This window comes from Pseudomonas sp. S5F11 (genome assembly GCF_019641515.1).
Classification (GTDB): Bacteria; Pseudomonadota; Gammaproteobacteria; order Pseudomonadales; family Pseudomonadaceae; genus Aquipseudomonas; species Aquipseudomonas rhodesiae.
On sequence record NZ_JAIFJZ010000001.1, the window covers coordinates 4,753,943 to 4,766,277 of the forward strand.

The following is a 12,335-nucleotide window of genomic DNA, read 5'->3' on the forward strand; positions in this document are numbered from 1 at the left end:
AATTTAGCGATTAAGGAGTATTGGGGTGTCGAGTACTGATGATGAGCAGTTGGCCGAGTTCAAGGACTGGTGGCAGCGTAACGGCAAGCCCCTGGTTACCGGCGGTCTGCTGGCTTTAGTGGTGGTGTTCGGCTGGCAAGCCTGGACCAAGTATCAGGCCAACCAATCCCAAGGCGCCTCGATCGTTTATCAGCAATTGCTGGAAACCACCCTGACACCGGACGGTAAGCCCGATCCGGCGCGCGTGGCCGACCTGGCCGGCAAGCTGAAGAACGAATTCGGCGGCAGCACCTACGCCCAGTACGGCAGCCTGTTCGTCGCGAAAGTCGCGGTCGATACCGGCAAGCTGGATGATGCAGCCACCGAGCTGAAAGCCATCGTCGACAAGCCGACCAACCCGACCCTGGGTGAAATCGCGCGTCAGCGCCTGGCTCAGGTGATGGCGGCACAGAACAAAGCTGACGAAGCACTCAAACTGCTCGACGGCGATGCTGACAAAGCATTTGTAGCCACTCGCGAAGAGCTCAAGGGCGACCTGCTGGTCCAATTGGGTCGTACCGACGAAGCGAATGCTGCGTACCAAAAAGCCAAGGCGGCGCTGTCTGATGAAGCGGCGGTCGGTGGCTTACAAATCAAGCTGGACGACTTGGCCAAAGGGGATGCGTGACGTGATCCGTTGGAAACATGCAGCATTGCTGGCTCTGGCCGTTCTGGCCGCGGGTTGCAGCAGCAACAGTAAAAAAGAACTGCCTCCGGCCGAGCTGACCAGCTTCAAGGAAGAAGTGGTCCTGCAAAAGCAGTGGAGCCGCTCCATCGGTGACGGTCAGGGCGAAACCTACAATATGTTGGTGCCGGCTATCGACGGTGAAAACATCGTTGCCGCTGACGTGACCGGCGTTGTGATCTCCATGGATCGCATGAACGGCGACGTCAAGTGGAAGAAAGACCTGGAACTGCCAGTGTCCGGCGCCGTTGGCGTGGGTTATGGCTTGGTAATGCTGGGCACGCTCAAGGGCGAAGTCGTGGCGCTGGATTCCAGCACCGGTGAAGAGAAATGGCGCGCTCGCGTGACCAGTGAAGTACTCGCACCCCCTGCCACCAATGGCAATGTGGTCGTGGTGCAGACCCAGGACGACCGTGTGATTGGCCTGGACGCCAGCACCGGCGAACAGCGCTGGTTGTACGACAGTACCCCGGCGGTGTTGACCTTGCGCGGTACCAGCGGTCCGGTAGTGACCAATAATCTTGCCGTGGTAGGTCTGTCGACCGGTAAAGTGGTCGCGCTTGATACGCTTAACGGCGTACCGGCCTGGGAAACCCGCGTGGCCATCCCACAAGGTCGTTCCGAGCTGGACCGCGTTGTGGATATCGATGGCGGCTTGCTGCTGTCGGGCGAAACCCTCTACGTCGCCACTTACCAAGGCCGTGTCGCGGCACTGGACCTGCAGACCGGTCGTGTGAACTGGCAGCGTGATGCTTCCAGCTACGCCGGTGTCGCGCAGGGGCTTGGCAGCGTCTATGTAAGCCTGGCGTCGGGAACCGTGGAAAGCGTCGACGAGCGTACTACCACTGCGTTGTGGAGCAACGACTCGCTGGCTCGCCGTCAGTTGTCGGCGCCGGAAGTATTCTCCAGCTATGTGGCGGTCGGCGACTTCGAAGGCTACCTGCACCTGCTGAGCCAGGTGGACGGTCGTTTTGTCGGTCGCGAGCGTATCGACAGCGACGGCCTGCGTGCGCGTCCGCTGGTGGTGGGTAACATGCTTTATGTGTATGGCAACAGCGGCAAGCTGGAAGCCCTGACCATCAAGTAAAGGTTTGACTATGCTTGGGGTCACCCCCAGGCGGCCCTGCTTCGGCAGGGCATGCGGCATGAATATGCTGCCCCGAGCACCAGCCGCTGCCCTGCAGCGGCTTTTGTATTTTCTGAAATAACGAAGTGGAGAGCCGCATGGTTCCCGTAATCGCCCTGGTGGGCCGACCTAACGTCGGCAAGTCCACCTTGTTCAACCGCCTGACCAGGACTCGCGACGCCATTGTCGGCGACTTGTCCGGTCTGACCCGTGATCGCCAATACGGTGAGGCAAAGTGGCAAGGGCGCTCCTACATTATCGTCGACACCGGTGGTATCTCCGGTGACGAGCATGGCATGGACGAAAAAATGGCCGAGCAGTCGCTGCTAGCCATTGAAGAAGCCGATGTCGTGTTGTTCCTGGTGGACGCCCGCGCGGGCTACACCGCTGCCGACCAAATGATCGGCGAGCACCTGCGCAAGCGCAACAAACGCTCCTACCTGGTCGCCAACAAGATCGACAACATCGATCCTGAGCAGGCCCGTGCCGAATTCAGCCCGATGGGCCTGGGTGACGCGATCCCGATTGCCGGTGCCCACGGTCGCGGCATCACTCAGATGTTGGAAATCGCTCTGCGCGACTTCCCGAAAGATGATGTCGAGGAAGAAGAGGGCGAAGAAGAGATCGTCGCCGAAGGCGAGGAAGCCAAGCGCATTCCTGGCCCGAGCGAAAAAGACGGTATCAAGATCGCCATTATCGGCCGCCCCAATGTGGGCAAGTCGACCCTGGTCAACCGCATGCTCGGTGAAGACCGCGTTATCGTCTATGACCAGCCAGGCACCACCCGCGACAGCATCTACATCCCGTTCGAACGCAACGACGAGAAGTACACGCTGATCGACACCGCCGGTGTGCGCAAGCGCGGCAAGATCCATGAGGAAGTTGAAAAATTCTCCGTGGTGAAGACCCTGCAAGCCATCAAGGACGCCAACGTGGTGATCTTTGTGATGGACGCCCGTGAAGGCGTGGTGGACCACGACCTCAACCTGCTGGGCTTCGCCCTGGAGGCCGGTCGGGCACTGGTGATCGCGATCAACAAGTGGGACGGCATGACGCCGAGCGAGCGCGACTTCGTCAAGGTCGAGCTGCAGCGTCGGCTGTTCTTCGTCGAGTTTGCGGATATCCACTTCATCTCGGCGTTGCACGGCACTGGCGTGGGTAACCTGTATGCCTCCGTACAGAACTCGTTCAAGTCCGCGGTCACCCGTTGGCCGACCAACCGTCTGACCCAGATCCTGGAAGACGCAGTGGGCGAGCACGCGCCGCCGATGGTCAACAACCGTCGGATCAAGCTGCGTTACGCCCACTTGGGTGGTGCCAACCCGCCGATTATCGTGATCCACGGTAACCAGATCGAGAAGGTGCCCAAGTCCTACGTGCGTTACCTGGAAAACACCTACCGCCGCGTCTTGAAACTGGTCGGTACGCCGATTCGTATCGAGTTCAAAGGTGGCGAGAACCCATACGAAGGCAACAAGAACACACTGACTGACCGTCAGGTGAACAAGAAGCGTCGTTTGATGACTCACCACAAAAAAGCCGACAAAAAGCGCCGCGACAAGCGCTGATATCGACTTCGCAGAAAGGGCTCTTGATGAGCCCTTTTTTGTGCGCGCCGGTTTGTGCCTTGACCCAACCGGGTTGGCAGCTTAAAACTTGGGGCTCATCCGCAGGGGCCTTCGATGATCACCAGCAAGCTGCCAACGGTCGGCACGACCATTTTTACCACCATGTCGCAACTCGCCGCTGAAACCGGCGCCCTCAACCTGTCCCAGGGTTTCCCCGATTTCAACGGGCCTCAAGGTTTGCTCGACGCGGTGGGCAAGCATGTTGCCGCCGGCCATAACCAATATTCGCCTATGACGGGTTTGCCGGCTCTGCGTCAGCAAGTGGCGGCCAAGATCGCCCGTAGCTATGGGGTTACGGTCAATCCCGACACCGAAGTGACCATCACGCCTGGCGCGACTGCCGCGATCTTTTGCGCCATCCAGGCAGTGATTCGCAGCGGCGACGAAGTCATCGTGTTCGACCCGTGCTACGACAGCTATGAACCCTCGGTGGAGCTGGCCGGCGGCCGTTGCGTGCATGTGCAACTGAGCCTGCAAGGCTTCGCGCTGGACTTTGAACGGATCAAGGCGGCGCTTTCGCCGCGCACGCGCATGATCATCCTCAACACCCCCCACAACCCGACCGGCGCGTTGATCAGCCGTGCTGAGCTGGACCAATTGGCTGAACTGATCCGCGATCGCGATATTTACCTGGTCAGCGATGAGGTTTACGAGCACTTGGTATTCGACGGGGTCTCTCACGTCAGCGTGTTGGCCCATGAGGAGCTGTACCAACGTGCGTTCGCGGTCAGCTCCTTTGGCAAGACCTATCACGTCACCGGCTGGAAAACCGGCTATGTCGTCGCCCCACCGGCGCTGACGGCCGAACTGCGCAAGGTGCACCAATACGTCAATTTCTGTGGTGTGACACCGTTGCAGTGCGCATTGGCTGACTTTATGGCCGAACACCCGGAGCATGTCGACGAACTGCCGGCGTTCTATCAGGCCAAGCGCGACCTGTTCTGCGACTTGCTGGCGCCGTCGCGCTTGAGCTTTACCCGGGTGACCGGTACTTACTTCCAATTGGTGGACTACTCACAGATACGCCCGGATCTGGATGACGTCGCCATGTCGCTGTGGATGACCCGTGAACATGGCGTGGCGAGCATTCCGATCTCGGTGTTCTACCAGCACCCACCCCAAGGCCAGCGCCTGGTGCGCTTGTGCTTTGCCAAACGTGAGGACACGCTGCGCCAGGCAGCCGAAAAACTATGCGTGATCTGACTGCACTGCCCGATCTGACGATTGCCCTGATCCAGACCACCCTGGCCTGGCACGACCGCCAGGCCAACCTTGAGCATTTTGAACTGCTGCTGGAGCAGGCCAGGGGAGCCGATCTGATCGTACTGCCCGAGATGTTTACCACGGGTTTCTCCATGGAGTCCCAGGCCCTCGCCGAACCGGAACACGGTCCCACCCAGCAGTGGTTGCAATCCCAAGCGGTCAAATACGACGCAGTGATCACCGGCAGTGTGATCATCCAGGCCGCCGATGGCAGCCACCGCAATCGCTTGCTATGGGCACGGCCGGATGGCGAGGTGTTGCACTACGACAAGCGCCATCTATTCCGCATGGCCGGTGAGCACAATCACTACACCCCCGGCGAGCGCCAAGTGCAGTTCGAATTTAAGGGCTGGCGTATACGCCCGTTGATTTGCTACGACCTGCGCTTCCCGGTATGGAGCCGCGACGCCCAAGACACTGACCTGCTGTTGTACACGGCCAACTGGCCCGGCGCCCGGCGCCAGCACTGGAACCGCTTGCTACCGGCGCGGGCCATCGAAAACCTGTGTTATGTAGCCGCGGTGAATCGGGTCGGCACCGACGGTAAAGGCTTTGCCTACACCGGCGACAGTCAGGTGCTGGACTTCCAGGGAGAGACACTGCTCAGTGCGGGGGAGGCTGACGGGGTGTTTCAGGTGAAGCTGGAGGCGGCGGAGTTGGCGGCGTATCGCGCCCGGTTTCCGGCGCATCTGGATGCCGATAGTTTTCAGTTCGTCTGACTGACAGTTATCGGGGGCAAGCCCCCTCCCACATTTTGTGTGTATTCACAAATCAACCTGTGGGAGGGGGCTTGCCCCCGATGAGTCCCTGACAGTCAACCCAAATCTGACGCTCAATAAAAAGGCCCCTGGATTCACACCTAGGGGCCTTTGCCACTCAGCGGTCGACGTTTACGCCGCCTTAGCTTCCAACTGGCTCAACGAGCGGTTCAGTGCACTGAACAATGCCTTGAAGCTGGCCGTGGTGATGTTTTCATCGATGCCCACGCCATGCACCGGGCGTTCGCCGTTCACGCGCAGTTCGATATAGGCCGCAGCCTTGGCGTTGGTGCCCGCGCCGATCGCGTGTTCGTTGTAGTCCATGATCTCGACCGCCACCGGCAGGCCGGCCACCAAGGCTTCCAGCGCGCCGTTGCCTTTGCCTTTCCAGTGCAGGTTGGTTTCGCCCTGGCCTTTGCCGGAGACTTCCACCTCGACGAAACTGTTGCCGTTCTCTTCCTGCAAGCGATGGCTGACCAACGCATACGGTGTGTTGGCTTGCAGGTATTCACGCTGCAGCAACGCATAGATTTGCGGTGCGGTCATCTCCAGGCCCACGCGGTCGGTTTCGGCCTGCACGACTTGGCTGAACTCGATCTGCATGCGACGCGGCAAGCTGATGTCGTATTCCTGTTCCAGCAGGTAGGCGATGCCACCCTTGCCTGACTGGCTGTTGACGCGGATCACGGCCTCGTAGCTGCGGCCGATGTCTGCAGGGTCGATCGGCAAGTACGGGACTTCCCACAGCGCGTCGGATTTCTGCTGGGCAAAGCCCTTGCGGATCGCATCCTGGTGGGAGCCGGAGAACGCGGTGTGAACCAGGTCGCCGACGTACGGGTGACGTGGGTGGACCTGGATCTGGTTGCACTCTTCAACGACTTTACGCACGCCGTCGATATCGGAGAAATCCAGCTCAGGGTCCACGCCCTGGGTATAGAGGTTCAGGGCCACGGTGACCAGATCGACGTTACCGGTGCGCTCGCCGTTGCCGAACAGGCAGCCTTCGACACGGTCGGCACCGGCCATCAGGCCCAATTCGGTGGCAGCCACGCCGGTACCACGGTCGTTGTGGGTGTGCAGGCTGATGATCACGCTGTCACGGCGGTTGATATGACGACCGAACCACTCGATCTGGTCGGCATAGATATTCGGCGTGGCGCACTCCACGGTGGCCGGCAGGTTGAGGATGACCTTGTGCTCCGGTGTCGGGTTCCACACCTCGATCACGGCGTCGCAGACTTCCTTGGCGAACTCCAGTTCGGTGGCGCTGAAGGTCTCAGGCGAGTACTCGAAAGTCCACTGGGTTTCCGGTTGCTGGGCGGCGTATTTGACGAACAGCTTGGCGGCGTTGACTGCAATCGCCTTGATACCGTCCTTGTCCTGGTTGAACACGATGCGGCGGAACGACGGCGAGGTGGCGTTGTACAAGTGCACGATGGCCTTCTTGGCTCCGCGCAGAGATTCGAAGGTACGTGCGATCAAGTCTTCACGGCCCTGGGTCAGCACCTGGATGGTGGTGTCCTCGGGGATGTGGTTGTCTTCGATCAGGGTGCGCACAAAGTCGAAGTCGGTCTGCGAGGCCGCCGGGAATGAGGCCTCGATTTCCTTCACGCCCACTGCGACCAGGGTTTTCCAGAAGCGCAATTTTTTTACCGCATCCATCGGTTCGATCAGCGATTGGTTGCCATCACGCAAGTCGGAACTGCACCAGATTGGCGCGGCGGTGATGGTTTTCGATGGCCAGGTGCGGTCCGGGATATCGATGGTCGGGAACGCGCGGTACTTCGAAGACGGGTCTTTGAGCATGCTCATCGGGAAATCCTTTGTGTAGGGGCCGAGAAGAGGCGGCCTGCCGTGGAACTGTTATTGGGGATAAAGCACAAGACGAGGCAGATCGATTCAGCCTGGCAGTCGTGCGCTGACAAGGCACAGGCTGCGGTGCTGGCGGAGCTGAATGAGGGTGTGAGAGGTTTTCATAGGTCCAACCCTAACCGCCGAGGTGAATGATGGCAAGCAGTCGAAAAAAATTGATAGAAGTTCTTTATTGTGCAGCCTGATCGAGATTTTCTGCCAATTATTCGGGTGTGATGTGGTTTTTATTGCGCGCCAATTCTTAGGCGCGCAATCGCGGATATCAAGGTTGGAATGCGCCAATAAAGATCGCTGGGTCCACCCGCGCATCGTTAAGGCTGACGTTCCAGTGCATGTGCGGCCCCGTCGCGCGACCGGTCGAGCCGACCTTGCCCACCACCGCGCCTCGCACCAGTTGCTGGCCGACCTTCACGTCGATCGTGGACATGTGGCAGAACATGCTGATAAAGCCTTGGCCATGATCGACGAACACGGTATTGCCGTTGAAAAAGTAATTGCCCACCAGAATCACTTTGCCGTTTGCGGGCGTTTTGATCGGCGTGCCGGCGGGCACCGCGAAGTCCAGGCCCGAATGCGGGTTGCGCTCTTCGCCGTTGAAAAAGCGGCGCACGCCGAACTTGCTCGACAGCGGACCGTTGACCGGTTTGTCCAGCACCAGATTGCTCGGCAGGTTCGGGCTGAAACTGCGGTAAGCCTTGATCTGTACCGCCAGCTCGGCCTCGATGCGCTTGAGCTGCGCCGGGGCAGGGTTGACCTGGCTTTTATTCTTCAAGGTGATGCGCTGTTCCGGGTACTTTTTATAGCCGACGATAAAGGGCAGGCTGCGGCCGCCGCTGCTGATGCGCTCGTTGCCGGGTTTGACCGTCAGCGGAATGCCGACGATCGCCAGCCAATTGTCCTGTTCCTTGACCACCAGCACCGGCTTGCCTTGATACGTGGCTTTGGGCGCCGTTGCCGAAGGGCCCAGCTCGACCACTGCTACGCCGCCCGGCACCGGTTTGTTCAGGGTGCGGCTGATGTAACTGTCGGCGTGGGCGTTAAAGGTCAGGCATAGCAGCATCAACAGGCTAAAAAGACGTGGCATCGATCAATCCAGTAACGAAAGGGTAACGGGTGTCAGGTGGTTGTCTTCCACCCGCACTTGCAATTGGCCTTCACCGAGTCGCGCGGTCAGACGCTGGCCGGTGTGGGTCTGCGCGGCATTGCGAATGGCTTGGCCACGCTCGTCCAGCAGGATGCTGTAGCCGCGGCCCAGGGTGGCCAGCGGGCTGACCACCTGCAGCGTCTGCACCTGGCTTTGCAATTGCAGACGACGCGCCTTGAGGCCTTCGCGCATGGCGCGCGGCAGGCGTTCGGCGAGGCTGTCCAAGCGCTGGCGCAATAGGGCCAGTTGGCGTCCCGGATGCTGGCCGGCGAGGCGGGTTTCCAGGCGGATCAAGCGCTCGCGACGGGTGTTGAGGCTACGCTCGAAGGCACGGCGCAGGCGCATGTCCAGGTCGTCCAGGCGTTGGGCCTGTTGGCGCAGACGTTCGCCCGGATGACGCAGGCGGCGGGCCATGCCCTCAAGTCGCAAGCGGTCGTGCCGCAGGCGGTTGCGCATCAGCATCACCAGGCGCCGATGCAGGTTCTCCACTTGGCGCACCAGATGGCTTGAATCCGGCGCCAGCAGCTCGGCGGCAGCGGACGGCGTGGGTGCGCGCACGTCAGCCACGAAGTCGCTGATCGACACATCGGTTTCATGGCCGACGGCGCTGACAATAGGGGTTACGCAGGCATCCACCGCACGGGCCACGGCTTCTTCGTTGAAGCACCAGAGGTCCTCCAGCGAACCGCCGCCACGGGCCAGGATCAATGCGTCGAAGCCGCGCGCATCCGCCAGTTTCAGCGCCCGTACAATTTGCGGGATGGCTTCGCGGCCTTGCACGGCGGTGGGGATCAACGTCAGTTGCACCTGCGGCGCACGGCGACGGAATACGCTGATGATGTCGCGGATCACCGCGCCGGTGGGTGAGCTGATGATGCCGATGCGCTGCGGGTGGGCCGGCAGCGGCACTTTGCGCTCGGCGCTGAACAGACCTTCGGCGCTGAGTTTTTCTTTCAGCGCATCGAAGGCCAAGCGCAGCGCACCGTCGCCGGCGGGCTCCACGGTGTCGAGAATCAACTGGTAATCACCACGGCCCTCAAACAACGAGACCTTGCCGCGCACCTTCACCGCCAGGCCATCCTTCAAGGCCTGCCGAACCCGTGCGGCGTTACTGCGAAACAATGCGCAGCGCACCTGGGCGCCACTGTCCTTGAGGGTGAAATACACGTGGCCGGACGCCGGGCGGGCGAGGTTGGAGATTTCGCCTTCGACCCAGATATTGGCGAACACGTCTTCCAGCAACACCCGCGCACGGCCGTTGAGCTGGCTGACAGTCAGAACTTCCCGGTCCAGGCCCAGACGGGCAAACGGGTCTTTAATCATGGCAACAGGTCTTTAATCATGGGCGGCAGTTTATAGGCATTCGCTTAGGGTTTGGCAGAATTGCTCGACCAGCGCGCTCGGCCATTGCGCGCAGGCCAGGGCCACGGTGCTGAGGCAGTCCGGCTCGGCCAGGGGTAAAAAACGCAGGTTGGCAGGTGCAATGTCCTGCATGGATTTTGGTAACAAGGCAATACCGAAACCGGCCTGGATCAACTGCAACTGCGTGGTCTTGCGCGACATCACCCGAGCCGCCTTGGGGAAGAAACCGGCGCGCATGCACAGCTCGGCGGACAGATAACTCAAACCGCCGCGCTGTGGATGGGGGATCGAAATAAACGCCTCATCCCGCAGCTGCGCCAGCTCAATGGGCGCATCACGGCCAGCCAGCGCATGGTTCGGCGGCACCGCCAGCATCAAGGGCTCGCTGTATAAAGGCTGTACACGCACGCCTTCGCGCTGGCGCAACACCGGCAAGCGCAGCAGGCCGATGTCCAGGCGGCCGTCGGCGATCTCTTCCAGCTGCGCTTCGGAGGACATCTTGGCGATATCCACCGACACCCCAGGGCAGCGCTCCAGCCAGGCACTGATGCCGCGCAGCAGCACGCCGCTCATCGGCACGGTGCTCGAATGGCTCAGACGCAGGGTGCCGACCTGGCCGCTGCCGATCTGGGTCGCCACTTCACTGGCCTTATGCAGTTCGCTCAGCAGGTTGCGCGCCCGAGGGTAAAACGCTTCGCCCGCCGCGGTCAGCTTCGGTTGACGCGCCGTGCGTTCGAACAGCGGCGTTTGCAGTTGGTGCTCAAGCGCCTTGATTTGCCGGCTCAAGGCCGATTGCGCGACGAACAGGCGCTCGGCCGCGGCACTGAAACTGCCGCTGTCGGCGATTTCAACGAAGTAGCGCAATTGACGGGTGGAGATCACACGTTATGCCTTTTTAAGATGGCTTGAAGGATTTGAAGATATTAGTCGCAACGCTCGTCGATGGCTAAAGTGAACGCCATCTCTTGCAAGGAATCACCCATGGGCCCGGTTGAGCTGATGAGTCAGTGGTCGTTTAGCGGTTTGGAATGGCTCGTGATCGGCGTGGGCGTGGCCGTTGCCTATATCGTGTTCGGCATCGCCGGCTTTGGCACGGCGCTGGTGGCCGGGCCGGTGTTGATTTTGTTTATGCCGCTGTCGAAGATCATCCCGCTGCTGGTGCTGTTGGATTTTGTCGCGGCATTTGGCGGTTTGCTGCAAACCCGACGAGACGTGAGCAAGCCCGAGTTATTGCGCCTGCTGCCGTGCATGGCCGTCGGTTGTACCTTGGGCGTGGTGTTTTTGCTCAATCTGCATTCCGACCTATTGCTGCTGTTGATGGGGTTGTTTATCAGTGCCTACGCCCTTTATAGCCTGGCGATAAAGGCCCGCCCGACGCAGTTGGCTGCGGGTTGGTCGATCCCGATGGGGACGATCGGCGGGCTTTTTGGTGCGCTGTTCGGCAGCGGCGGTTTTTTGTATGCGATCTATCTGAACAGTCGTCTGCCCAAGGACGCGGCGCGCGCCACTCAAAGTGCGTTGATCAGTTGCAGCACTGTGGTGCGCTTGAGTCTGTTCCTGATCGCCGGCGTGTATGCGGACTTACCGCTGTTGCTGCTCGCTGTGTGCTTGTTGCCGGCGATGGCTGTGGGGTTGTGGGCAGGGCGCAGGTTGACGATGCGCCTGTCGCGGGAGGCATTCGTGCGCTTGGTGACTTGGCTGGTGCTGGCCAGCGGCATTGCGTTGATTGGACGGTATTTGAATACTTGACCTGATTTCTTCAGGGATTAAGCTGCCGTCCTCCCAGGCGTCAGAAGCCACACCGCAGGACTCCCATGAATTCCCAAAGCATCCTTGTTCCGAAAATCTCCACTTTGCCCGTGCACGAACCCCGCGCTCGGGCAATCGTGCGCTGGCTGGTGCGCAAGAATATCGTCAAGGAAGAACTGACCACCTGCGGCCGCACCGGCAACCGCATGGGCTATGCCCTGGCCGACGGCGCCCGCGCCGTGGTGTTGTATCCCGAAGCGCTACCGTTCAACGAGCCGGTCAATGGGCTGGAAATTATCTATAAACGCTGTATCTACACGCCCGCCAAAGGCTTTCTTGGCGAGGCCGGCTGCCCGGAGTGTCGGCGGGAAGTGGGGGAGGCGTTGTTCGAAAGCCTGGAAGACTGGATGCCCGGCCACACCGACAACTTCACCTGCCCACTGTGCGGGCATGAAGATGACATCAACGGCTTTCTGTTCTTGCAGGAGTGCGGGTTTTCCAACCTGGGATTTATCTTCAATAACTGGGCCGAAGCGGGCTTCAAGCAGAGCTTTATCGACGAATTTGCCGATTGGCTGGACCAGAAGATCAGTTGGGTCAAGGTCGAACTTTAATCCATCTATCAGTATTACCAAGTTTGTCAGAGTTTTACATTGAGCCAGGCAGGGTGCATGTATATAATGGCGCGCTTCCATTTTCCCGCTCGGGA

The 12,335-nt window shown here is 60.2% G+C and carries 11 protein-coding genes; 7 read left to right on the forward strand and 4 right to left on the reverse strand.

The window, feature by feature from the left end; translation table 11 throughout:
- The first annotated feature begins 25 nt into the window (after window positions 1-25).
- From K1567_RS21485 to K1567_RS21505, 5 genes are all read left to right on the forward strand, one after another.
- The gene (locus K1567_RS21485) at window positions 26-667 is read left to right on the forward strand and encodes a YfgM family protein (protein ID WP_034100415.1); all 642 of its coding nucleotides are present in this window, start codon (window positions 26-28) and stop codon (window positions 665-667) included.
- Window positions 660-1,811 (forward strand): outer membrane protein assembly factor BamB, encoded by a 1,152-nt coding sequence (bamB, locus tag K1567_RS21490; RefSeq protein WP_034100413.1) that lies wholly within the window; start codon window positions 660-662, stop codon window positions 1,809-1,811. The genes K1567_RS21485 and bamB overlap by 8 nt, the downstream gene beginning before the upstream one ends.
- A 137-nt stretch (window positions 1,812-1,948) precedes the next feature.
- Window positions 1,949-3,418: a ribosome biogenesis GTPase Der gene (gene der / locus K1567_RS21495; protein ID WP_034100410.1), complete on the forward strand. Its 1,470-nt coding sequence runs from the start codon at window positions 1,949-1,951 to the stop codon at window positions 3,416-3,418.
- Window positions 3,419-3,532: 114 nt separating this feature from the next.
- A complete protein-coding gene (locus K1567_RS21500) occupies window positions 3,533-4,681 on the forward strand; it encodes a pyridoxal phosphate-dependent aminotransferase (protein WP_220698837.1) in 1,149 nt (382 codons plus the stop codon).
- Window positions 4,669-5,460, forward strand: coding sequence for an amidohydrolase (locus K1567_RS21505; RefSeq protein WP_220698838.1), 792 nt, complete (start codon window positions 4,669-4,671; stop codon window positions 5,458-5,460). Before K1567_RS21500 ends, K1567_RS21505 begins: the two co-directional genes overlap by 13 nt.
- 171 nt (window positions 5,461-5,631) lie before the next feature.
- On the opposite strand, the gene leuA is transcribed toward K1567_RS21505, so the two are convergent.
- The 4 genes from leuA to K1567_RS21525 form a co-directional block, all read right to left on the reverse strand.
- A complete protein-coding gene (gene leuA, locus K1567_RS21510) occupies window positions 5,632-7,311 on the reverse strand; it encodes a 2-isopropylmalate synthase (protein WP_034100403.1) in 1,680 nt (559 codons plus the stop codon).
- 322 nt (window positions 7,312-7,633) lie between these two features.
- Window positions 7,634-8,455, reverse strand: a complete 822-nt coding sequence (locus K1567_RS21515) for a M23 family metallopeptidase (RefSeq protein ID WP_034139223.1) — start codon at window positions 8,453-8,455, stop codon at window positions 7,634-7,636.
- 3 nt (window positions 8,456-8,458) lie between these two features.
- Window positions 8,459-9,838 (reverse strand): exodeoxyribonuclease VII large subunit, encoded by a 1,380-nt coding sequence (gene xseA, locus K1567_RS21520; RefSeq protein ID WP_034115029.1) that lies wholly within the window; start codon window positions 9,836-9,838, stop codon window positions 8,459-8,461.
- 30 nt (window positions 9,839-9,868) lie between these two features.
- Window positions 9,869-10,759, reverse strand: a complete 891-nt coding sequence (locus tag K1567_RS21525; RefSeq protein WP_220698839.1) for a LysR family transcriptional regulator — start codon at window positions 10,757-10,759, stop codon at window positions 9,869-9,871.
- Between the two features lie 99 nt (window positions 10,760-10,858).
- Between K1567_RS21525 and K1567_RS21530 the strand changes: the two genes are divergently transcribed.
- Window positions 10,859-11,626: a sulfite exporter TauE/SafE family protein gene (locus K1567_RS21530; RefSeq protein ID WP_047882451.1), complete on the forward strand. Its 768-nt coding sequence runs from the start codon at window positions 10,859-10,861 to the stop codon at window positions 11,624-11,626.
- A 65-nt stretch (window positions 11,627-11,691) separates the two neighbouring features.
- On the forward strand, window positions 11,692-12,240 hold the full coding sequence (locus tag K1567_RS21535) for a hypothetical protein (protein ID WP_034100393.1): 549 nt from the start codon (window positions 11,692-11,694) through the stop codon (window positions 12,238-12,240).
- Window positions 12,241-12,335: the final 95 nt, after the last annotated feature.